Origin of the sequence: Yonghaparkia sp. Soil809 (assembly GCF_001429705.1) — a bacterium.
Taxonomy (GTDB): Bacteria; Actinomycetota; Actinomycetes; order Actinomycetales; family Microbacteriaceae; genus Microcella.
This window is the reverse complement of the sequence record NZ_LMSV01000002.1, coordinates 755,704-777,797: the sequence shown is the minus strand read 5'-3', so window position 1 is coordinate 777,797 and position 22,094 is coordinate 755,704. Positions and strand designations below refer to the sequence as shown.

Genomic DNA, 22,094 nt, shown 5'->3' with positions numbered 1-22,094 from the left:
CTGGACCGCAGGGTGCAACGGGCTGGGGGCTGATGCTCAAAGAGCCAGAACTAGACTGGCCACGGACGGGCCGACCGGCGATTCTGCGCCGCATCGACGCCCGTGATCGACACTGATGGTGAGCTCCATGATTCTACAGGGCCTCACCGGGAATCGGAGGATGCGAGCCGTGAATCGTCTGTGGCAGTCCCGGCTGTGGCAGTGGCTCCCGACGACGGTCGACCGTCGTGTGCGGGTCGTCGCGTGGGCCTCTCTCGTGAGCCAGACGCTCATCGTCGGCACGGGCGGCGCCGTGCGCCTCACGGGCTCCGGTCTCGGGTGCCCGACCTGGCCGCGCTGCACGCCCGAGTCGTTCGTCGCGACGCCCGAGATGGGCATCCACGGCATCGTCGAGTTCGGCAACCGCCTCCTGACCTTCGTTCTCGTCATCATCGCGATCCTCGCGTTCGCCTTCGTGGTGCGGATGCGGCGCGAGCGCCCCGAGCTGATGCGCCTGTCGATCGCGCTCGGACTCGGGATCCCCGCCCAGGCGATCATCGGCGGCATCACGGTGCTCACCGACCTCAACCCCTGGATCGTCGGGTTCCACTTCGTCGTCTCCGCCGTGCTCGTCTCCCTCGCGACCGTCCTCGTCGTGCGGGTCTACCGCGGCCCGGCCGGTGCGCTCGTCCCCCTCCCCCGCGCGGTGCGTCCGCTCGCCACCGCCACCGCCGTCGTCGTCGGGGTGACGGTGCTCGTCGGCATCGTCGTGACCGGCTCCGGCCCGCACGCGGGCGACGGCGGCGCCGCCCGCAACGGGCTCGACTCCGAGCTGTGGCAGCACGTCCACTCGTGGCCCGCCTACGCGTCCTTCGCCGGCGGCGTTCTGCTCGTCATCGTCGCCCGGCGCACCGGCCCCGCGCTCCTGCAGCGGGCGACGCGCGCGCTCGTCGCCGTCGAGCTCGTGCAGATCGGCGTCGGGCTCGCGCAGGCGCGGCTCGGGCTCCCGGTCATCCTCGTCGGGATCCACATGGTGCTCGCGTGCGTGCTCGTCTCGGCGATGACGCTCGTGCTGCTGAGCCTGCGGGCGCCGCGAGCCGCGGACGGGGCCGAGGGCGCGCCGATCGTGCGCGACGCGGTCAGCGCGTGACGGGCATCCCCCGCTAGAACGGCAGGAGCGGGTCGATCCCGACCGCGACGAACAGCAACGTCAGATAGCTGATGCTCGCGTGGAAGACCCGCATCGGCGCCGCCGTCTCGTCGCGCAGCAGGCGCCCGTAGAGCTGGTGGCTCTCGACGATGAACCAGGCGCCCGCTCCCACTGCGGCGAGGACGTACACGAGACCCATGCCCGCGACGGGGATCAGGATGAGCGACATCGCGACGGTCGCCCAGGCGTAGAGGATGATCTGCACGCCGACGACCGTGCCGCCGCGCACGACCGCGAGCATCGGCACGTGGGCCGAGGCGTAGTCGTCGCGGTAGCGCATCGACAGCGGCCAGTAGTGGGGCGGCGTCCAGAGGAAGACCACGAGGAAGAGGATCACCGGAGCCCAGTCGAGCGAGCCCGTCACGGCGCTCCAGCCGATGAGGACGGGGAAGCAGCCGGCGATGCCGCCCCAGATGATGTTCTGCTCGGTGCGGCGCTTGAGCACCATCGTGTACAGGATCACGTAGAAGAGGATCGCCGCGAGCGACAGCGACGCCGCGAGCCAGTTGGCGAACACGCCGAGCCAGACGATCGAGACCGCGCCCGAGGCGAAGGCGAACACGAGCGCCTGACGGTCGGTGAGCTCGCCCGTCACGAGAGGCCGGTTGCGCGTGCGGTTCATGAGCCGATCGATGTCGCGATCGAGGTACATGTTGAACGCGTTCGCCGAACCCGCGGAGAGCGTGCCGCCGATGAGGGTCGCGATGACGAGCCAGGCGTCGGGCAGGCCGTCCTGGGCGAGCACCATCACGGGCGCCGTCGTCACGAGCAGCAGCTCGACCACGCGCAGCTTCATGAGGGCGACGTACGCGAGAAGGGTGCGGCGGAGGGTCGGTCGCCGGGCGACGGCGGGCTGATCCAGCGCTGTGTCCATGTCTCCTCTTCGTACGGCGTGCGGCCTCCAGTCTACGCGAGCCGTTCCGATGCCCCGCCGAGTGCGGTGGGGCCCCGCCTCCCAGCTCACTCTTATACTGGGAGGGCTTGTCCGCCGCCACGTCCGTCTCTCGAAACGGGGGCATCCCGGTCGTCATCCGACCGGGCGCCCGAGCAGGCCGCGGTCTCGATCAACGGTGATCTGGGCAAGAGTCTTTCGCCCGACCACCACCGGGCTCGATTCGAGAAAGGGCTGTACCCCCGAATGACCGACCTCCTCTGGGACGAGATCGACTCCGCCGCGGTAGACACCGCACGACTGCTGGCGGCCGATGCCGTCGAGAAGGTGGGGAACGGGCATCCGGGCACGGCCATGAGCCTCGCCCCCGTCGCGTACCTCCTGCACCAGAAGGTCATGGAGCACGACCCGGGCGACCCGCACTGGCTCGGCCGCGACCGCTTCATCCTCTCCGCAGGGCACAGCTCGCTGACCCAGTACGTGCAGCTCTACCTGGGCGGCTACGGCCTCGAGCTCGACGACCTCAAGGCGCTGCGCACGTGGGGCTCGAAGACCCCCGGGCACCCCGAGTACGGCCACACCGACGGGGTCGAGATCACGACGGGGCCGCTCGGCCAGGGTCTCGCCTCCGCCGTCGGATTCGCCTACGCCGCCCGCTTCGAGCGCGGCCTGCTCGACCCCGGGACGCCCGCGGGCGAGAGCGTCTTCGACCACCACGTCTACGTCATCGCCGGCGACGGCGACCTGCAGGAGGGCGTCACGAGCGAGGCCGGCTCGCTCGCCGGCCACCAGCAGCTCGGCAACCTCGTCGTCATCTACGACTCGAACCAGATCTCGATCGAGGACGACACCGACATCGCCTTCACCGAGGACGTCGCCGCGCGCTACGGCTCCTACGGCTGGCACGTGCAGACGGTCGACTGGAAGAGGACGGGCGAGTACGTGGAGGACGTCCGCGCGCTCCACGCCGCGATCGAGGCCGCGAAGGCCGAGACGACGAAGCCGAGCATCATCATCCTGCGCACCATCATCGGCTGGCCGGCGCCCACGAAGCAGAACACCGGCAAGATCCACGGATCCGCCCTCGGCGCGGAGGAGCTCGCGGCGACGAAGACCGTCATGGGCTTCGACCCCGAGCAGAGCTTCGTCGTGGCCGACGAGGTCATCGCGCGCACGCGCGGCGCCGTCGCCCGCGGGGCCGAGCGTCACGCCGCCTGGCAGGAGCGCTTCGACGCCTGGGCCGCCGCGAACCCCGAACGCAAGGCGCTGCTCGACCGCATGCTCGCGGGCGAGCTGCCCGAGGGCCTCGACGCAGCGCTGCCCGTCTTCGAGGGCGGCACGAGCGTGTCGACCCGCGCCGCGAGCGGCAAGGTGATCAACGCGATCGCGGACGTCCTCCCGGAGTTCTGGGGCGGCTCGGCCGACCTCGCGGAGTCGAACCTCACGACGATCGCGAACGGCGGCTCGTTCGCCCCCGCCGAGCACTCCACGCATGAGTGGCAGGCGAACCCCTACGGCCGCATCCTGCACTTCGGCATCCGCGAGCACGCGATGGGCGCGATCCTCAACGGCATCGCCCTGCACGGGCGCACGCGCGTGTTCGGCGGCACCTTCCTGATCTTCAGCGACTACATGCGCCCCGCCGTGCGCCTCGCGGCCCTCATGCGCGTGCCGGTCACCTACGTCTGGACCCACGACTCCGTGGCGCTCGGAGAGGACGGCCCGACGCACCAGCCGATCGAGCAGCTCGCCTCCCTGCGCGCCATCCCGGGCCTGGACATCGTGCGGCCCGCAGACGCGAACGAGACGGCCGTCGCGTGGAGCACCATCCTCGAGCGCAACGACCGCCCCACGGGAATCGCGCTCACCCGCCAGAACATCCCCGTCTTCGAGCGGGGGGATGACGTCGCCTCGGGCGACGTCCTGGCCGCGGCGCACCACGTGTCCCGGGGCGCCTACGTGCTCGCCGAGGCCGCGAACGGCGCGCCCGACGTGCTGCTCATCGCGACGGGCTCCGAGGTGCAGGTCGCTCTCGCGGCCCGCGAGCAGCTCGCCGCGCAGGGCGTCCACGCCCGCGTCGTCTCGGCCCCCTGCCTGGAGTGGTTCGAGGAGCAGAGCGCGGAGTACCGCGAGTCGGTGCTGCCGAGCGGGGTCACGGCCCGCGTGTCGATCGAGGCCGGTGTCGCGCTCTCGTGGCACCGCTACCTCGGCTCGCGCGGCCGCGCGATCTCGATCGAGCACTTCGGCGCCTCCGCCGACTACCAGACGCTGTTCCGCGAGTTCGGCATCACGGCCGAGGCGGCCGTGGCCGCCGCGCTCGAGTCGATCGCCTCCTAGACGACCGTCCCCCTCCCCCGCCACCACCGGCTCCGCCGCCCGCCGCGCTCTCCGCTCCGGGCACGAGACAAAAGAGGACACCATGAGCTCCACCCCCACCGCCCAGCTGAGCGCCCTCGGCGTCAGCATCTGGCTCGACGACCTGTCGCGCGACCGCATCACCTCCGGTGCGCTCGCCTCCCTCATCGAGAACCGTGACGTCGTCGGCGTGACGACGAACCCGACGATCTTCGCGGCGGCGCTCGCGACCGGTACGACCTACGACGCGCAGGTCCGCGACCTCGCGGCGGCGGGCGTCGACGTCACCGACGCGGTCTTCGAGATCACGACGGACGACGTCGCCGCGGCGTGCGACATCTTCGCGCCGATCTACGCCAGCACTGCCGGCCAGGACGGCCGTGTCTCGATCGAGGTCGAGCCCGGTCTCGCGCACGACGCCGCGGGCACGATCGCCCAGGCCCGCCAGCTGTGGGCGAAGGTCGACCGTCCGAACGCGATGGTCAAGATCCCCGCCACCCAGGAGGGCCTGGAGGCCATCACCGAGACCATCGGCGCGGGCATCAGCGTCAACGTGACCCTCATCTTCAGCCTCGAGCGCTACCGCGCGGTCATCGAGGCCTACCTCGCCGGCCTCGAGAAGGCCCGCGAGGCCGGCATCGATCTCGCGACGATCCACTCGGTCGCCTCGTTCTTCGTCTCGCGCGTCGACACGGAGATCGACAAGCGGCTCACGGCGATCGGCACGCCCGAGGCGCTCGCTCTCAAGAGCAAGGCGGGCATCGCGAACGCGCGACTGGCATACGAGCTGTTCGAGCAGGAGTTCGCGAGCGCCCGCGCGCAGGATCTCCTGGCGTCGGGCGCCAACGTCCAGCGGCCCCTGTGGGCGTCGACCGGCGTCAAGGACCCGGCGCTGCCCGACACGCTGTACGTGACCGAGCTCGCCGTCGGCTCGACCGTCAACACGATGCCCGAGAAGACGCTCGAGGCGACGTTCGACCACGCGCGTCTCGACGGCGACGCCGTGACGGGCTCGTACGACGGCGCCCGCGCAGTTCTCGCGGCGCTCGAGGGCCTGGGCATCTCGATCGCCGAGGTGACTGCGCTGCTGGAGAAGGAGGGTGTGGAGAAGTTCATCGTGAGCTGGAACGAGCTCCTCGACACCGTCTCCGCGGCTCTCGAGAGCGCCCGATGACGGCGACGATCGGAGCCCGCGGGCCCGCCGCGGACGCCATCGAGCGGCACGTCCCCGCGCTCGTCGAGCAGCTCGTCGCGAGCCGCATCACGAACGGCGACGCGAGCCTGTGGGGAGCCGCGGCCGAGGAGGAGGCGGCGAAGCGTCTGGGCTGGACCCAGGCCGTGACCGTCTCCCGGCCGCTCGTGCCCGAGATCCTCGCCCTGCGGGACGAGCTCGCCGAGCGCGGCGTCACCCGCGTCGTGCTGTGCGGGATGGGAGGCTCCTCGCTCGCCCCGGAGGTCATCACGCGGACGGTCGGCACCGACCTCGTGGTGCTCGACTCCACGGACCCCCACCAGGTCCGCTCCGTGCTCGAGAACCGACTCGCCGAGACGGTAGTCGTCGTGTCGTCGAAGTCGGGCTCGACGGTCGAGACCGACAGCCAGAAGCGCGCCTTCGAGGCGGCGTTCGTCGCGGCGGGCATCGACCCGGCCGAGCGCATCGTGATCGTCACCGACCCCGGCTCGCCGCTCGAGCAGGCCTCGCTCGCCGCGGGGTACCGGGTCTTCCGCGCCGACCCGACCGTGGGCGGACGCTACTCGGCCCTCACGGCCTTCGGTCTCGTGCCGTCGGGGCTCGCGGGCGCCGACATCGAGGAGATCCTCGACGAGGCCGAGGCGGCGCTGCTGCCGCTCGCGATCGACAGCGCCTCGAACCCCGGCCTCCGGCTCGGCGCGGCCATCGCCGGAACCGAGCCCCGCCGCGACAAGCTCGTCATCGTCGCCGACGGCACCCACATCGTGGGGCTCGGCGACTGGGTGGAGCAGCTCATCGCCGAGTCGACGGGCAAGAACGGCACGGGCATCCTGCCGGTCGTCGTCGGCGTCGACGCGCCCGAGCTGAGCTCCGTCGCCGACGACGTCCAGGTCGTGCGCCTCGTCGCGAACGCCCGCGCCACCGAGGAGGTCGCCCCCGGCGAGATCGAGCTGTCGGGGTCGCTCGGCGGGCTCCTCATGACGTGGGAGTACGCGACGGCCGTCGCGGGCATCCTTCTCGGGATCAACCCCTTCGACCAGCCCGACGTGGAGAGCGCGAAGATCGCCGCGCGCGGCCTGCTGGATGCCCGACCGGAGCCCATCGCGCCCGCCTTCGTCGACGGCGGCATCGCCGTCACCGGCCCGGCCGAGCTGCTCGCGGGCGCGACGACGGCCGCCGAGGCCGTCGCCCGACTGCGCGACGCCGTGCCCGCCGACGGCTACATCGCCGTCCAGGCCTACCTCGACCGAACCGCGCATCCCGAGCTCGAGGCGATCCGCCACCGGCTCGCGAGCGCGAGCGGTCGCCCCGTGACGTTCGGCTGGGGCCCGAGGTTCCTGCACTCGACGGGGCAGTACCACAAGGGCGGCCCCGCGCACGGCGTGTTCCTGCAGATCGTGGGTGCGTCGTCCGACGACCTCGTGATCCCCGAGCGCCCCTTCACCTTCGGTCAGCTCATCGCGGCGCAGGCCGCCGGTGACGCGCGCGTGCTCGCCGAGCACGGTCGCCCCGTCGTGACGCTCGCCGTCGCGGACGAGGACGCGATCGCGGCGCTCATCGCCGCGATCGCCTGACCCGCACGGCCCACGAGGAGAACCATGGCACCGGTCGATATCTCGCCGGAGAACAACCCCCTGCGCGCCGTCGAAGATCGCAGGCTCCCCCGCATCGCCGGGCCGAGCGGACTCATCATCTTCGGCGTGACGGGCGACCTGTCGCGCAAGAAGCTCATGCCGGCGGTCTACGACCTCGCCAACCGCGGACTTCTGCCCCCGGGCTTCGCGCTCGTCGGCTTCGCCCGCCGCGACTGGGAGGACCAGGACTTCGAGCAGGTCGTGCACGACGCCGTGCGGCAGTACGCGCGCACGCCGTTCGACGAGGCCACCTGGAAGCAGCTCGCGGCGGGCATCCGCTTCGTATCGGGCGATTTCGACGACGACGGGGCCTTCGAGCGCCTGACGGAGACGATCGCCGAGCTCGACCGCGAGCGCGGCACGATGGGCAACCACGCGTTCTACCTGTCGATCCCGCCGAAGTCGTTCCCCGTCGTGACCGAGCAGCTGCGTCGCAGCGGCCTCGCCGAGGCGGAGGACGGCGAGTGGCGCCGCGTCGTCATCGAGAAGCCGTTCGGCAGCGACCTGACGACCGCGCGCGAGCTCAACGCCGTCGTGGAGTCGGTCTTCCCGCCCGACTCGGTCTTCCGCATCGACCACTACCTCGGCAAGGAGACCGTCCAGAACCTCCTCGCGCTGCGCTTCGCCAACATGATGTACGAGCCGATCTGGAACGCGAACTACGTCGACCACGTGCAGATCACGATGGCCGAGGACATCGGGGTGGGCGGCCGCGCCGGCTACTACGACGGCATCGGCGCCGCGCGCGACGTCATCCAGAACCACCTCCTGCAGCTGCTCGCCCTCACGGCCATGGAGGAGCCCGTCTCGTTCGACGCCGCCGACCTGCGCGCCGAGAAGGAGAAGGTACTCTCGGCTGTGCGGCTGCCCAAGGACCTCTCGACGGCGACCGCGCGCGGCCAGTACGCGAGCGGCTGGCAGGGCGGCGAGCTCGTGCCCGGCTTCCTCGAGGAGGAGGGCATGAACCCCGAGTCGGTCACCGAGACCTACGCGGCGATGCGCCTCGACATCAGCACGCGGCGCTGGGCGGGCGTGCCGTTCTACCTCCGCGCCGGCAAGCGACTCGGCCGGCGGGTGACGGAGATCGCGGTCGTGTTCAAGCGCGCGCCGCAGTACCTCTTCGCTGAGAGCCAGACGTCCGCGCTCGGCCAGAACGCGCTCGTGATCCGCGTCCAGCCCGACGAGGGCGTCACGATGCGGTTCGGATCGAAGGTGCCGGGCGCGGGCATGCAGGTGCGCGACGTGACGATGGACTTCGGCTACGGGCACGCGTTCACCGAGCAGAGCCCCGAGGCCTACGAGCGCCTCATCCTCGATGTGCTGCTGGGCGATCCGCCGCTCTTCCCCCGCCACGAGGAGGTCGAGCTCAGCTGGAAGATCCTCGACCCGATCGAGGAGTTCTGGGCCACGCAGGGCCGGCCCGAGCAGTACGCCCCCGGCACCTGGGGCCCGAAGTCCGCGGACGAGCTGCTCGCCCGCGACGGCCGCGTCTGGAGGCGCCCGTGATCATCGACCTGCCCGACACCACCACCAGCAAGGTGTCGAAGAAGCTCGTCACCCTCCGCGAGGAGGGCGGCGCGGTTGCCCTCGGCCGCGTTCTCACGCTCGTCATCGCGACCGCGATCGGAGCCGAGGAGGAGGCCATCGAGGCCGCCAACGAGGCCTCGCGCGAGCATCCGATGCGCATCATCGTCGTGTCGACCAACGGTGCGGGCGAGAAGCCGCGCCTCGACGCCGAGATCCGCGTCGGCGGCGACGCCGGCGCGAGCGAGGTCATCGTGCTGCGCGCGCACGGCGACACGGCCCGCGACCAGCAGGGGCTCGTCACGGGACTCCTGCTGCCGGACGCTCCCGTCGTCACGTGGTGGCCGGGGCAGTGCCCCGACGAGCGCGCCTGCGACACCCCGCTCGGCCGGATCGCGCAGCGCCGTATCACCGACACCGGAGCCGCGGCCGACCCCGTCGCGATGCTCGAGCGCCTCGCCGAGGACTACCAGCCGGGCGACACCGACTTCGCGTGGACCCGACTCACGCTGTGGCGCGCTCAGCTCGCCGCGGCGCTCGACCAGCCGCCGTACGAGCCGATCACGAGCGCCGAGGTCTCCGGGGCTCCCGACTCGCCCTCGACCGTGCTGCTCGCCGCCTGGCTGCGCCGCCAGCTCCAGGTGCCGGTGACGGTCGACGTGGCCGACGGCAACCCGACGGCGGGCATCCACCGCGTCATCCTGCACCGCGCGACCGGCCCCGTGCGCCTGGAGCGCGTGCAGCCCGCCGTCGCCCAGCTCTCGCAGGCGGGTCAGCCGACGCACGAGCTGTCGCTGCCGCGCCGGGGACTCCGGGAGTGCCTCGCAGAGGAACTGCGTAGGCTCGACCCCGATGACGTCTACGGCGACGTGCTCCGCTCGGGGCTCGACGCCCGGGTCTGACCCGCCCGGGTCCCCCGCCGCTCCACCCCCGAAAGGCTCTCGTGACCACCGACCGCCGAGTCCTCGTCCACCCCGACAAGGCCGCCCTCGCCGCCTCCGTCGCCGCCCGCTTCCTCACGAAGGTCATCGACCTGATCGAGGACGAGGGCGAGGCGCACATCGTGCTGACCGGCGGCTCGGTCGGCATCGGAGTGCTCGCCGCGATCGCGGACTCCCCCGCGCGCAATAGCATCGACTGGTCGCGCGTGCACGTGTGGTGGGGCGACGAGCGCTGGCTGCCGCGCGGCGACGACGAGCGCAACGAGAAGCAGGCGCGGGAGGCGCTGCTCGACCACGTTCCCGTCGACGAGGCGAAAGTGCACCCGTTCCCCGCGAGCGACGCCGGGCTCACGCTCGAGGAGGCCGCGGCCGCCTACGAGGCCGAGCTGCGCGCCGCCGCGCGCGAGGGCGAGGACCACCCCGTGTTCGCGATCACCTTCCTCGGCGTCGGCCCCGACGGCCACATCGCCTCGCTCTTCCCCGAGCGCGACGGACCGACGGTCGCGACGGCCGGAGTGATCGCCGTCCGCGACTCCCCCAAGCCGCCGCCGGAGCGACTGAGCCTCACCCTGCCCCTCCTCAACAGCTCGGAGCGGATCTGGCTCGTCCTCGCCGGCGCAGACAAGGCTCCGGCCCTCGGTCTCGCGCTCGCGGGCGCCTCGCCCTCCGACGTCCCCGTCGCGGGCGTCCTCGGCCGCAAGCGCACCGTGTTCTTCATCGACGAGGCCGCCTCCGCTGAGGTGCCCGAGTCGCTCGTCATGCCCACCTCCTACTGGACGGGCGCGATGGACCAGAAGGACTGGATGCCCGGCGGCAGCTGAGCCTCCTCGAGCCATCCGTCCCGTCTCCCGGAGCGGGGGCGGAATGCGGGAAGGGCCCCGACGATCCGTCGGGGCCCTTCCCGGTGGAACGGGATTCGGGTCGGCGTCAGGCCGAGGTGCCGCGGCGCTCGCGCAGCTTCGTGAGGGCATCCTCGAGGATCTGCTTCGCCTCGTCCTCGCTGCGGCGCTCCTTCACGTAGGCGAGGTGCGTCTTGTACGGCTCGTTCTTCGCGAGCTGCGGCGGGTTGTCCTTGTCGCGACCGGCGGGCAGCCCCGAGGTCGGCGAGTCGATGACCTCGGGGATCTCCTCCTCCGGGAGATTCGCCGCGAAGTGGCGGACGGTCTCGTTGCCGTGAGCGTCCCAGTACGAGACCGCGATGCGGTCGGCGTGGACCCCGCGGTCCTGCTCGCCCATCGGGCCGGACCCGACGCGGGACCCGCGGATGGCGCTGCCTCCGGAAACCATGGTGCTCCTGCCCTAGACCGCGTCGAAGCGCGTGATGAGACCGAGGATCACGATCGAGGTCACCCAGGTGAGGGCGAGGATGATCGTGATGCGGTTGAGGTTGCGCTCGGCGACGCCGGACGCGCCGAGGTTGGACGTGACGCCGCCGCCGAACATGTCAGAGAGCCCGCCGCCGCGACCGCGGTGGAGGAGGATCATGAGCGTCAGCAGAAGGCTCGTGATGCCCAGGATGACCTGGAGCACGACCTGAAGGATTTCCACGGGATAGGGGCCTCTCGGGGTGTAGAACAGCGTCCCACTCTAACGCACCGGCAGGGGCCGGTCGGGTCACACGGTGCCGACGTGCTGACGGAACCTCGCGATGGCCGCGAACTCGTCGACGTCGAGGCTCGCGCCCCCGACGAGGGCGCCGTCGACGTCCTTCTGGTTCATGAACCCGGCGATGTTGCCCGACTTCACGCTGCCGCCGTAGAGGATGCGCGTGCGCGCGGCCGCGTCCTCCCCGAGCACCTCGGCGATCGTGGCGCGCAGGGCCGCGCAGACCTGCTGCGCCTGCTCGGGCGTCGCCGCCTGGCCGGAGCCGATGGCCCAGACGGGCTCATAGGCGACGACGATGTCGGCGTCGGCCTCGAGCGCGTCGAGCACGACGCGGAGCTGCGCGACCGGCACCGCGGAGGGCCCGTGGGCCTCGAGGTCCTCGGCGGTCTCGCCCACGCACACGACGGGCGCGACGCCGTGGCGCAGCGCCGCGACGGTCTTCTGCGCGACGACCTGGTCGTCCTCGTGGTGGTACTGACGGCGCTCGGAGTGGCCGATGATGACGTAGCGGCAGGCGAGCGCCGAGAGGAACGCCCCCGAGATCTCGCCCGTGTAGGCGCCGCTGTCGTGGATCGAGACGTCCTGGGCGCCGTGCGCGAGCTCGAGCTTGTCGGCCGCGATGAGGGTCTGGACGCTGCGGAGGTCGGTGAACGGCGGGAAGACCGCGACCTCGACGTCGCCGAACCCGTGCTTCGCGTCCTTGAGCGCCCAGGCGAGCTTCTGCACGAACGCGATCGACTGCAGGTGGTCGAGGTTCATCTTCCAGTTGCCCGCGATGAGCGGGGTGCGGGCTACGCCCATCCGAGGACCTCCAGTCCGGGGAGCTTCTTTCCCTCGAGGAACTCGAGGCTGGCGCCGCCTCCGGTGGAGACGTGACCGAACTGCGCGTCGGTGAAGCCGAGGGCGCGCACGGCCGCGGCCGAGTCGCCTCCCCCGACGACGCCGAGGCCGGGGACGCGCGTGAGCGCCTCGGCGACCGCGCGGGTTCCGCCGGCGAAGGCGGGGAACTCGAACACGCCCATCGGGCCGTTCCAGAACACGGTGGCCGACGACGCCACGAGCTCCGCGAAGCGCGCCGCGGTCTCGGGGCCGATGTCGAGGCCGATGCCGGATGCCCCGGCCGGCCCCGTCTCGATCGCGTCGGCCGCGAGAACGGTGTGGTCGGCATCCGCGGCGAAGCGCTCGGCGACGACGACGTCGGTCGGCAGCACGATCTCGACGCCGCGCTCCTGGGCCTCGGCGAGGTACCCGCGGACGGTGTCGAGCTGGTCCTCCTCGAGCAGGCTCGCCCCGACCTCGTGACCCTGGGCCTTGAGGAAGGTGAAGAGCATGCCGCCGCCGATGAGGAGGCGGTCCACGCGGGGAAGGAGGTGGGCGATGACGCCGAGCTTGTCGCTCACCTTCGAGCCGCCGAGGACGACCGTGTAGGGGCGCTCGGGGCGCTCGGTGAGGCGGTCGAGGACGTCGGTCTCGGTCGAGATCAGCGAGCCGGCCGCGCTGGGCAGCAGCTGCGCGAGCTCGTACACGCTCGCCTGCTTGCGATGCACCACGCCGAAGCCGTCGGAGACCATCGCGTCGCCGAAGCGCGCGAGGCGCTCGGCGAAGGCACGTCGCTCGTCCGCGTCCTTGCTCGTCTCGCCCGGGTTGAAGCGCAGGTTCTCGAGCACCGCCACGCCGCCGTTCTCGAGGGCGGCGACCGTGCTCTCCGCGCCGTCGCCGACGGTGTCGTCGGCGACGGCGACGGCAGCGCCGAGGAGCTCGCTCAGCCGCTGGGCGACCGGCGCGAGGCTGTACTGCGGGTCCGGTGCGCCGTCCGGGCGCCCGAGGTGCGAGACGATGACGACCCGGGCGCCCCGATGGACGAGGGCGTTGATCGTCGGGAGCGAGGCGCGGATGCGACCGTCGTCCGTGACGACGCCGTCCTTCAGCGGGACGTTGAGGTCGCAGCGCAGGATGACGCGCTTCCCGGCGAGCTCGCCGAGGGACTCGATGGTTCTCAGTGCCACGGGGAGGACGCCCTTCCGGAACTAGAGGCGCTCGGCGACGTACTCGGTGAGGTCGACGAGACGGTTGGAGTAGCCCCACTCGTTGTCGTACCAGGCCGAGACCTTGACGAGGTTGCCGCTGACGTTGGTCAGGCCCGAGTCGAAGATCGACGAGTGGGCGTTGAGCTGGATGTCGCTCGACACGATCGGGTCGGCGGTGTACTGCAGGTAGCCGGCGAGGCGGCCCTCCGACGCGGCGGCCTGGTAGGCCGCGTTGATCTGGTCGACCGTGAGGCCCTCGGTCGGGGTGATGATCGTGAGGTCGACGATCGACCCGGTGGGGACGGGCACGCGGTACGACGAGCCGCTGAGCTTGCCGTTGAGCTCGGGCAGGACGAGGCCGATGGCCTTCGCCGCTCCGGTCGAGGCGGGAACGATGTTGATCGCGGCCGCGCGAGCGCGGCGCAGGTCGCTGTGCGGGCCGTCCTGGAGGTTCTGGTCGGCCGTGTAGGCGTGCGCCGTCATCATGAAGCCGCGCTCGATGCCGAAGGCGTCGTTGAAGACCTTGGCGAGCGGCGCGAGGCAGTTCGTGGTGCACGAGGCGTTGGAGATGATGACGTCGGTGGCGGGGTCGTACGACTCCTCGTTGACGCCCATCACGATCGTGGCGTCGTCTCCCGTGGCGGGCGCCGAGATCAGGACCTTCTTGGCGCCGCCGGCGATGTGCTTCTTCGCGTCCTCCGCCTTGGTGAAGCGGCCGGTCGACTCGATGACGATGTCGACGTCCAGGTCGCTCCAGGGCAGGTTCGCGGGCTCGCGCTCGGCGAACACGCGGATGCGCTTGCCGCCGACGGTGATCGAGTCGCCGTCGTGCGAGACGTCGTGCGCGAGCGGGCCGCCGACGGAGTCGTACTTCAGGAGGTGCGCGAGCGCCGCGTTGTCGGTCAGGTCGTTGACCGCCACGATCTCGAGGTCGCTGCCCTGGGCCAGCGCGGCCCGGAGGTAGTTGCGACCAATGCGGCCGAAGCCGTTGATTCCGATCTTCACGCTCACTGCAGACTCCTGGTGTTTCGGTCGGCGCAGAGCGCGCCGGAGGGTGGTGGTGGGGTGGCGGCTCGAGGGTGGTGGCTCGAGGTGGTGAGGGGTGGCCGGGGCGCGTGGCCCCGGCCACGGGACCCGTTACGACAGTAGCAGGAGGGCGTCCGTGCCCGAGCGGGCGGCCTGGAAGCGCTCGGCCACGTTCTTCCAGTTCACGATGTTCCAGAACGCCTTCACGTAGTCGGCCTTGACGTTGACGTAGTCGAGGTAGAAGGCGTGCTCCCACATGTCGAGCTGCAGCAGCGGGACGGTCGCCTGCGCGGTGTTGCCCTGCTGGTCGAAGAGCTGCTGGATGACCAGGCGGCGCCCGATCGGGTCCCACGACAGCACGCCCCAGCCGGAGCCCTGGATGCCCATCGAGGCGGCGGTGAAGTGCGCCACGAACTTGTCGAACGAGCCGAAGAACTCGTCGATCGCCGAGGCGAGCTCGCCCTCGGGCTTGTCGCCGCCCTCGGGCGAGAGGTTCGTCCAGAAGATCGAGTGGTTCACGTGGCCGCCCAGGTGGAACGCGAGGTCCTTCTCGAGGCGGTTGATGTTGGCGAAATCGCCGGACTCGCGAGCCTCGGCCATCTTCTCCAGAGCGGTGTTCGCGCCGGTCACGTAGGCGGCGTGGTGCTTGGAGTGGTGGAGCTCCATGATGCGGGCGCTGATGTGCGGCTCGAGCGCGGCGTAGTCGTACGGAAGGTCGGGAAGGCTGTAAACGGACATCACGTGCTTTCTTCTCGCAGATGGTCCGAGACCGCGGTGGCGGCGGCCCCGCTGACGGCTGTCAGTCTACTGACGGCAACCGTTCAGGCCCCGGGCCTCTTCCCGATGCGCACCGGACGTTCAGTCTTCGTGCGAGCGCGGACTCAGTCGTCGTCCTCGCTCGGGAGGTCGGCATCCGTCCCGGGCACGCCGAGCTGCTCGGCGCGCTTGTCGGCCATCGCGAGAAGGCGACGGATGCGCCCGGCGACGGCATCCTTCGTCATGGGCGGGTCGGCGTGGTGGCCCAGCTCGTCGAGGCTCGCGTCGCGGTGATCGAGGCGCAGCTGGCCGGCGTACCGCAGGTGCTCGGGGATGTCGTCGCCGAGGATCTCCATGGCCCGGGCGACGCGCGCGCAGGCCGCGACGGCCGCCTGGGCCGAGCGGCGGAGGTTGGCGTCGTCGAAGTTGACCAGGCGGTTCGCGGTCGCTCGCACCTCCCGGCGCTGGCGGAGCTCCTCCCACTCGGAGACCGTCTGCGCCGCCCCCATGAGCCGGAGCATCTGGCTGATCTTCTCCCCGTCGCGGATCACGACGCGGTGGACGCCGCGCACCTCGCGGGCTTTCGCGGGAACCCCCAGGCGGCCGGCGGCACCGACGAGGGCCATCGCCGACTCGTTGCCCGGGCAGGTGATCTCCAGCGACGCCGAGCGTCCCGGATCGGTGAGCGAGCCGTGCGCGAGGAAGGCGCCGCGCCAGACGGCCGCCAGCTCGTCCTTCGACCCGGTGGTGAGCTTGTTGGGCAGTCCGCGGACGGGCCGACGCCGGGCATCCAGCAGGCCCGTCTGGCGGGCGAGCGTCTCGCCGCCGTCGACGACCCGCACGACGTAGGTGGGGGTGCGGCGGATCCCGCCGGGCGACATCATCGCGGCGTCGCTGCGCATCCCGTAGAGCTCGGCGAGGTCGCGGCGCACGCGCCGGGCGATCGTCGGAGCGTCGAGCTCGACCTCGACCGCGACGCGGCCGGAGATGAGGTGCAGCCCGCCGGCGAAGCGGAGGATGGTCGCGAGCTCCGCGGCGCGCACCGTGGTCTTGGTGACCGCCAGCTGTGCGAGTTCCTCTTTCACATCGGCGGTCAGTGCCACGGGTCGTCCTCTCGGTGAAGCGGGGGTGAGCAGCGCCCTCGTGGGGCGACAGTCGAGCCTACTCGCGTCCGAGGTCGCGATGCTTCACGGCGACCGCGACCCCGGGCATCCCCCGAAGGTGCGCGGCGACGTCCTCCACGATCGCGACCGAGCGGTGCTTGCCGCCGGTGCAGCCGATCGCGATCGTCGCTGTGCGCTTGTTCTCCCGGGCGTAGCCGCGCAGCACGGTCTGCAGCACGGCCACGTAGCGATCGACGAACTCGCGCGCGCCGTCCTGCGCCAGCACGAACTCGCTCACCCGATCGTCGACCCCGGTGAGGGAGCGCAGCGACTCCTCCCAGAAGGGGTTCGGCAGGAATCGCGCGTCGGCGACCATGTCGGCGTCGCTCGGCAGGCCGTACTTGAAGCCGAAGCTCTCGAGGGTGACGCGGACGGTCGACGCCCCGTCGGGCGAGAAGATCTCCGACACCGTCGTGGCGAGCTGGTGGATGTTGAACTCGCTCGTGTCGATGATGATGTCGCTGAGCTCGCGCACCTCGCGCATCCGCTCGCGCTCGCGGCCGATGCCATCGAGAAGCGTGCCGTCCTCCTGCAGCGGGTGCGGGCGCCGCACCTGCTCGAAGCGCCGGACGAGGGCGGCGTCGGTCGCCTCGAGGAAGAGGACGCGCACCGTGGCGCGGTCGCGCAGCTCCTCCACGATCATGCGCAGGTCGGCGAAGAGCCGGCCGCCGCGGACGTCGACGACGGCCGCCATCTTGGGCAGATGGTTGCCGGGATGCACGGCGAGGTCCACGAGCGGGCGCAGCATCTGCGGCGGGAGGTTGTCGACGACGTACCAGCCCAGGTCTTCGAGGGCGTTGGCGACGGTCGATCGGCCCGCACCGGACATCCCGGTGACGATCACCACATCGTGGGCGGGGCGTTCGGTCATTCGTGTGGCCTCACAGCGCTCGAGTCGGGTGCCTTCAGCTTAGCCGCGGGCGTGCCGACCGCTCGCTGCACGGCCTCGGCGGTCCTGCGGCCGATCCCGTCGATCGCCATGAGCTCCTCGAGGGTCGCCGAGCGCAGTCGCGCGACCGAGCCGAAGCGCGAGAGCAGCTCGCGCACGCGCGCGGGCCCGAGGCCCGGCACGCTCGAGAGCTCGGTCGAGATCGACTGCTTGCGCTTGGTGCGCTGGTGCTTGAGGGCGAAGCGGTGGGCCTCGTCGCGGAGCCGCTGCAGCAGGAACAGCGCGTCGGAGGTCCGCGGGAGGATGACGGGGTAGTCGCTGTCGGGGAGCCAGATCTCCTCGAGGCGCTTGGCGATGCCGCACACGGCCAGATCGGTGATGCCCGCGTCGGCGATCGCGCGGGCGGCGGCCTGCACCTGCGGCTGGCCGCCGTCGATCACGAGCAGCCCCGGGCGGTAGTGGAACGACTTCCTCGCCCCCGCGGCGGGTGACGGCGGAGCGGTGGGCGCCGCGGCGAGGGAGTCCGGATCGGTGCTCGTGTCGGCCGGGACCTCGGCGCCGTCGGCCCCGGGCCGCAGGTAGGCGAGCCGGCGCGAGAGCACCTGGTACACGGCGTCGGTGTCGTCGCGCGCGCTCGCGATCGAGAACGAGCGGTACTGGTCCTTGCGCGGCAGGCCATCCTCGAAGACGACCATCGACGCCACCTGGTTGGTGCCGCCGAGGTGCGAGACATCGAAGCACTCCAGTCGCAGCGGCGCCTCGTCCAGCCCGAGGGCCTCCTGGATGTCCGCGAGGGCCTGCGAGCGCGCGGTGAAGTCGCCGCTGCGTCGCGTCCTGTACACCTGCAGGGCTCCGCGCGCGTTGGCCAGCGCCGTCTCGCTCAGCGCGGCCTTGTCGCCGCGACGAGCGGACCGCACGACGACGCTCCCGCGCTCCCCCGCCGCGCGTCGACGCTCGGTGAGCACCTGCTGGAGTGCGGCGGCGTCGTCGGGGACGGCCGGGACGAGGATCTCGCGGGCGGGCGGCTCGGCGCCGTCGTACGCGTTCTGCAGCACCGAGTCGACGAGCTCGGCGAGCGTCACATCGAGCTCGGTGTCGACCACCCAGCCCCGGACGCCGCGGATGCGGCCTCCTCGCACGATGAAGAGCTGCACGGCGGCGGCGAGCTCGTCGTAGGCGATCCCGAACACGTCGGCGTCGACGTCGTCCGCGAGCACGAGCGCGCTCTTCGACAGCGCCGTCTCGAGCGCCCCGATCTGGTCGCGGTACCGCGCCGCGGCCTCGTAGTCGAGCTCGGCGGCGGCGGCGGACATGCGGGCGCGGAGGTCGCGCACGTAGCTCGCGTCGTTGCCGGCCATGAAGGAGGCGAAGTCGAGCGCGAGCGACTTGTGCTCCTCCGGGCTGACCCGCCCGACGCAGGGCGCGGCGCACTTGCCGATGTCGCCGAGCAGGCACGGGCGGTTCCGGTCCTGCGCGCGCTTGTAGGTGCTCTCGGTGCACGAGCGCACCGGGAAGGCCTTGAGCATGATGTCGACCGTCTCGCGCACGGCCCAGACCTTCGTGTACGGGCCGAAGTAGCGGGCGCCGGGGATGCCTCGGGTGCGGGTGACCATCACGCGCGGCACGCGGTCGCCGAGCGTGATGGCGAGGTAGGGGTAGGTCTTGTCGTCGCGGAACTTGACGTTGAACGGCGGAGAGAACTCCTTGATCCAGGTGTATTCGAGCTCGAGCGCCTCGAGCTCGCTGCCGACGACCGTCCACTCGACCCCGCGAGCGGTGGTGACCATGCGCCGCGTGCGGTCGTGGAGGGCGTGGAGGGGCTGGAAGTAGTTGCTCACGCGTGAGCGCAGGTTCTTCGCCTTGCCGACGTAGAGCACGCGACCGGCTTCGTCGCGGAAGCGGTACACGCCGGGCTCGGTGGGGATCTCGCCCCGGCGCGGGCGCCAGGCCTCCCGGGTCTCGCTCGCGGTCGCCACGATCGTTCTGCGGCTCAGCCGGCCGCTCGGGCGGCGGGCAGGAGCTCGGCGAGGAAGTGGCCGGTGTGGCTGCCCTCGACGCGCGCGAGGTCCTCCGGCGTGCCGGTCGCGAGTACGGTGCCGCCCCCGGAGCCGCCCTCGGGGCCGAGGTCGATGAGCCAGTCGGCCGCGCGGATGACGTCGAGGTTGTGCTCGATCACGATGACCGAATTGCCCTTGTCGACGAGCCCGCCGAGGACGGTCAGCAGCTTCCGCACGTCCTCGAAGTGCAGGCCCGTCGTGGGCTCGTCGAGCACGTAGATGCTGCGGCCGTTCGAGCGCTTCTGCAGCTCGGTCGCGAGCTTGACCCGCTGGGCCTCGCCGCCGGAGAGCGTCGTGGCGCTCTGCCCGAGCCGGACGTAGCCGAGCCCGACGTCGACGAGAGTCTGGAGGAACCGGTGGATCGCGGTGATGGGCGCGAAGAACTCCGCGGCCTCCTCGATCGGCATGTCGAGCACCTCGGCGATGTTCTTGCCCTTGTAGTGCACGGCGAGCGTGTCGCGGTTGTAGCGGTCGCCGCCGCAGACCTCGCACGCGACGTAGACGTCGGGGAGGAAGTTCATCTCGATCTTGATGGTGCCGTCGCCCGCGCAGTTCTCGCAGCGCCCGCCCTTGACGTTGAAGCTGAAGCGACCGGGGAGGTAGCCGCGCGACTTCGCCTCGACGGTCTCGGCGAAGAGCGCGCGGATCCGGTCGAAGACGCCCGTGTAGGTTGCGGGGTTGGACCGCGGCGTGCGCCCGATGGGTGCCTGGTCGACGTGGACGACCTTGTCGAGGTGCTCGAGCCCCGTGATGCGGGTGTGCTTCCCGGGCACCTGGCGGGCGCCATTGAGCTTGTTGGCGAGCACCTTGTAGAGGATGTCGTTGACGAGCGACGACTTGCCCGAGCCGCTCACGCCCGTGACGGCGACGAACACCCCGAGCGGGATGTCGACGGAGACGTTCTGGAGGTTGTTGGCGCGCGCACCCTCGATCGTCAGCCGGCGGCCCTGGTCGATCGCGCGGCGCGGGAGCGTCTCGACGACCTGGCGCCGACCGGCGAGGTAGTCGCCCGTGATCGACTCGCGGTTCGCGAGGAGCTCCGCGTACGAGCCGGAGTGCACGACGCGACCGCCGTGCTCCCCCGCGCCGGGGCCGATGTCGACGACCCAGTCGGCGGTGCGGATCGTGTCCTCGTCGTGCTCGACGACGATGAGGGTGTTGCCGAGGTTCTTGAGCTTCACGAGCGTGTCGATGAGGCGGCGGTTGTCGCGCTGGTGCAACCCGATCGAGGGCTCGTCGAGCACGTACAGCACGCCCGTGAGCCCCGAGCCGATCTGCGTCGCGAGGCGGATGCGCTGCGCCTCGCCGCCCGACAGGGTTCCGGCGGCGCGCGCCATGCTCAGGTAGCCGAGCCCGACCTCGAGCAGGAACTCCAGCCGCGCCCGGATCTCGCGCAGGACGGCCGCGGCGATCGACGCCTCGCGCTCGGTGAGGTGGATGCTCTGCATGAACTCGTACGCGTCGTGGATGCTCAGCTCGGCGACCGAGGAGATCGAGCGGTCGTCCACGAGCACCGCGAGCACCTCGGGCTTGAGCCGCGCGCCCTCGCACTCCGGGCACGGCACCTCCCGGAGGTACTCGGCGAAGCGTTGCTGCGACCAGTCGCTCTCGGCCTCGGCGTACTTGCGCTCGATGTACGGGATGACGCCCTCGAAGCCCGTGGAGTACGTCACGTCGCGCCCGTAGCGGTTGCGCCACTTCACGCGCACCTCGAAGTCGTTGCCGTGGAGGATCGCCTGCTGCGTGCTCTCATCCAGCTCGCCCCAGGGGGTGTCGAGCGAGAAGCCGAGGTCGCGCCCGAGGCCGGCGAGCAGCTTCTGGAAGTAGCTGTACAGACCCTTGCCCTGCTGGTTCCAGGGCAGGATGACGCCGTCGTTGAGAGTCAGACTCGGGTCGCCGACCAGGAGCTCCTCGTCGACCGCCATGCGGGTGCCGAGGCCCGAGCAGACGGGGCACGCGCCGAAGGGCGAGTTGAACGAGAACGTGCGCGGCTCGATCTCGGTGAGCTGGAGCGGGTGGCGGTTGGGGCACGACAGCTTCTCGCTGAAGGTGCGCGTGCGCGGGGGCGTGCCGGCCTCCTCGTCGACGAAGTCGATCGTGACGATCCCGTCGGTGAGCCCGAGCGCGGTCTCGAGCGAGTCGGTGAGGCGGGTCAGGATGTCCGCGCTCGCGACGAGCCGATCGACGACGACGGAGATGTCGTGCTTGTTCTGCTTCTTGAGCGTCGGCGGCTCGGAGAGCTGGATGAGCTCGCCGTCGACGACGGCGCGCGAGTAGCCGCTCGCCGCGAGCTCGGCGAAGAGGTCGACGAACTCGCCCTTCTTCTGGCTCACGACGGGGGCGAGGATCTGGAAGCGCCGCCCCTCGGGGAGCTCCATGAGCTCATCGGCGATCTGCTGGACGGTCTGGCGCTGGATCCGCTCGCCGCAGACCGGGCAGTGCGGGATACCGACGCGCGCCCAGAGCAGGCGCATGTAGTCGTAGATCTCGGTGATCGTGCCGACGGTGGAGCGCGGGTTGCGGTTGGTCGACTTCTGGTCGATCGACACCGCGGGGCTCAGCCCCTCGATGAAGTCGACGTCGGGCCGGTCGACCTGACCGAGGAACTGCCGCGCGTAGGCGGAGAGCGACTCGACGTAGCGCCGCTGGCCCTCGGCGAAGATCGTGTCGAAGGCGAGCGAGCTCTTGCCCGAGCCCGAGAGGCCCGTGAAGACGACGAGCGAGTCGCGCGGGATCACGAGGTCGACGTCGCGCAGATTGTGCACGCGCGCGCCGCGCACGCTCAGGTGCGAATGAAGGTCGAGAGGGGATGCCGGCACTCGCGTCATTCTAGGCGGCGCCTCC

18 protein-coding genes are annotated in these 22,094 nt (G+C 71.3%); 7 read left to right on the top strand and 11 right to left on the bottom strand.

All coding sequences use genetic code 11. From position 1 onward, the window contains the following. The first annotated feature begins 169 nt into the window (after positions 1-169). On the top strand, positions 170-1,129 hold the full coding sequence (locus ASG83_RS11125; protein ID WP_369813394.1) for a heme A synthase: 960 nt from the start codon (positions 170-172) through the stop codon (positions 1,127-1,129). Between the two features lie 13 nt (positions 1,130-1,142). Here the strand turns inward: ASG83_RS11125 and ASG83_RS11120 are convergent, their stop codons facing one another. Beyond that, the gene (locus tag ASG83_RS11120) at positions 1,143-2,063 is read right to left on the bottom strand and encodes a heme o synthase (RefSeq protein ID WP_055861299.1); all 921 of its coding nucleotides are present in this window, start codon (positions 2,061-2,063) and stop codon (positions 1,143-1,145) included. A 264-nt stretch (positions 2,064-2,327) separates the two neighbouring features. On the opposite strand from ASG83_RS11120, the gene tkt reads away from it, so the two are divergent. The 6 genes from tkt (at position 2,328) to pgl (ending at position 10,548) form a co-directional block, all read left to right on the top strand. Then, on the top strand, positions 2,328-4,418 hold the full coding sequence (tkt, locus tag ASG83_RS11115; RefSeq protein WP_055861297.1) for a transketolase: 2,091 nt from the start codon (positions 2,328-2,330) through the stop codon (positions 4,416-4,418). Positions 4,419-4,500: 82 nt separating this feature from the next. Continuing rightward, positions 4,501-5,610: a transaldolase gene (tal, locus tag ASG83_RS11110; RefSeq protein WP_055861294.1), complete on the top strand. Its 1,110-nt coding sequence runs from the start codon at positions 4,501-4,503 to the stop codon at positions 5,608-5,610. Continuing rightward, entirely contained in the window at positions 5,607-7,202 is a 1,596-nt protein-coding gene (locus tag ASG83_RS11105) for a glucose-6-phosphate isomerase (protein WP_055861291.1), read from the top strand. The genes tal and ASG83_RS11105 overlap by 4 nt, the downstream gene beginning before the upstream one ends. 24 nt (positions 7,203-7,226) lie before the next feature. Continuing rightward, positions 7,227-8,768 carry a glucose-6-phosphate dehydrogenase gene (gene zwf / locus ASG83_RS11100; RefSeq protein WP_055861287.1) on the top strand — a complete coding sequence of 514 codons (1,542 nt, stop codon included), beginning with the start codon at positions 7,227-7,229 and terminating at the stop codon, positions 8,766-8,768. After that, positions 8,765-9,688, top strand: a complete 924-nt coding sequence (locus tag ASG83_RS11095) for a glucose-6-phosphate dehydrogenase assembly protein OpcA (RefSeq protein ID WP_055861284.1) — start codon at positions 8,765-8,767, stop codon at positions 9,686-9,688. The genes zwf and ASG83_RS11095 overlap by 4 nt, the downstream gene beginning before the upstream one ends. A gap of 41 nt (positions 9,689-9,729) precedes the next feature. After that, positions 9,730-10,548 carry a 6-phosphogluconolactonase gene (pgl, locus tag ASG83_RS11090; protein ID WP_055861281.1) on the top strand — a complete coding sequence of 273 codons (819 nt, stop codon included), beginning with the start codon at positions 9,730-9,732 and terminating at the stop codon, positions 10,546-10,548. Between the two features lie 106 nt (positions 10,549-10,654). Here the strand turns inward: pgl and ASG83_RS11085 are convergent, their stop codons facing one another. From ASG83_RS11085 to uvrA, 10 genes are all read right to left on the bottom strand, one after another. Next, the gene (locus tag ASG83_RS11085) at positions 10,655-11,014 is read right to left on the bottom strand and encodes an RNA polymerase-binding protein RbpA (RefSeq protein ID WP_055861278.1); all 360 of its coding nucleotides are present in this window, start codon (positions 11,012-11,014) and stop codon (positions 10,655-10,657) included. Between the two features lie 12 nt (positions 11,015-11,026). Further along, positions 11,027-11,275: a preprotein translocase subunit SecG gene (gene secG, locus ASG83_RS11080; RefSeq protein WP_055861275.1), complete on the bottom strand. Its 249-nt coding sequence runs from the start codon at positions 11,273-11,275 to the stop codon at positions 11,027-11,029. Positions 11,276-11,341: 66 nt separating this feature from the next. Further along, a complete protein-coding gene (tpiA, locus tag ASG83_RS11075) occupies positions 11,342-12,133 on the bottom strand; it encodes a triose-phosphate isomerase (RefSeq protein WP_055861272.1) in 792 nt (263 codons plus the stop codon). Further along, positions 12,124-13,338 (bottom strand): phosphoglycerate kinase, encoded by a 1,215-nt coding sequence (gene pgk / locus ASG83_RS11070; RefSeq protein WP_055861268.1) that lies wholly within the window; start codon positions 13,336-13,338, stop codon positions 12,124-12,126. Before pgk ends, tpiA begins: the two co-directional genes overlap by 10 nt. 21 nt (positions 13,339-13,359) lie before the next feature. Next, positions 13,360-14,370: a type I glyceraldehyde-3-phosphate dehydrogenase gene (gap, locus tag ASG83_RS11065; RefSeq protein WP_055861266.1), complete on the bottom strand. Its 1,011-nt coding sequence runs from the start codon at positions 14,368-14,370 to the stop codon at positions 13,360-13,362. Positions 14,371-14,496: 126 nt separating this feature from the next. Then, on the bottom strand, positions 14,497-15,123 hold the full coding sequence (locus tag ASG83_RS11060; protein WP_055861263.1) for a superoxide dismutase: 627 nt from the start codon (positions 15,121-15,123) through the stop codon (positions 14,497-14,499). A 143-nt stretch (positions 15,124-15,266) separates the two neighbouring features. Beyond that, positions 15,267-16,244: a DNA-binding protein WhiA gene (whiA, locus tag ASG83_RS11055; RefSeq protein ID WP_055861261.1), complete on the bottom strand. Its 978-nt coding sequence runs from the start codon at positions 16,242-16,244 to the stop codon at positions 15,267-15,269. A gap of 58 nt (positions 16,245-16,302) precedes the next feature. Next, positions 16,303-17,175 carry an RNase adapter RapZ gene (gene rapZ / locus ASG83_RS11050; protein WP_055861258.1) on the bottom strand — a complete coding sequence of 291 codons (873 nt, stop codon included), beginning with the start codon at positions 17,173-17,175 and terminating at the stop codon, positions 16,303-16,305. Beyond that, positions 17,172-19,169 (bottom strand): excinuclease ABC subunit UvrC, encoded by a 1,998-nt coding sequence (gene uvrC / locus ASG83_RS11045; protein ID WP_055861255.1) that lies wholly within the window; start codon positions 19,167-19,169, stop codon positions 17,172-17,174. The genes rapZ and uvrC overlap by 4 nt, the downstream gene beginning before the upstream one ends. Before the next feature lie 14 nt (positions 19,170-19,183). Then, positions 19,184-22,078, bottom strand: a complete 2,895-nt coding sequence (gene uvrA, locus ASG83_RS11040; RefSeq protein WP_055861252.1) for an excinuclease ABC subunit UvrA — start codon at positions 22,076-22,078, stop codon at positions 19,184-19,186. Between the last annotated feature and the right edge of the window lie 16 nt (positions 22,079-22,094).

What these genes read in the sequence shown, in the direction of transcription:
- ASG83_RS11120 (WP_055861299.1), bottom strand. Translation starts at nt 2,063, where the DNA reads ATGGACACAGCGCTGGATCAGCCCGCCGTCGCCCGGCGACCGACCCTC.
- tpiA (WP_055861272.1), bottom strand. Translation starts at nt 12,133, where the DNA reads ATGGGCGTAGCCCGCACCCCGCTCATCGCGGGCAACTGGAAGATGAAC.
- rapZ (WP_055861258.1), bottom strand. Translation starts at nt 17,175, where the DNA reads ATGACCGAACGCCCCGCCCACGATGTGGTGATCGTCACCGGGATGTCC.
- zwf (WP_055861287.1), top strand. Translation starts at nt 7,227, where the DNA reads ATGGCACCGGTCGATATCTCGCCGGAGAACAACCCCCTGCGCGCCGTC.
- ASG83_RS11060 (WP_055861263.1), bottom strand. Translation starts at nt 15,123, where the DNA reads ATGTCCGTTTACAGCCTTCCCGACCTTCCGTACGACTACGCCGCGCTC.
- ASG83_RS11105 (WP_055861291.1), top strand. Translation starts at nt 5,607, where the DNA reads ATGACGGCGACGATCGGAGCCCGCGGGCCCGCCGCGGACGCCATCGAG.
- tkt (WP_055861297.1), top strand. Translation starts at nt 2,328, where the DNA reads ATGACCGACCTCCTCTGGGACGAGATCGACTCCGCCGCGGTAGACACC.
- ASG83_RS11085 (WP_055861278.1), bottom strand. Translation starts at nt 11,014, where the DNA reads ATGGTTTCCGGAGGCAGCGCCATCCGCGGGTCCCGCGTCGGGTCCGGC.
- tal (WP_055861294.1), top strand. Translation starts at nt 4,501, where the DNA reads ATGAGCTCCACCCCCACCGCCCAGCTGAGCGCCCTCGGCGTCAGCATC.
- uvrA (WP_055861252.1), bottom strand. Translation starts at nt 22,078, where the DNA reads ATGACGCGAGTGCCGGCATCCCCTCTCGACCTTCATTCGCACCTGAGC.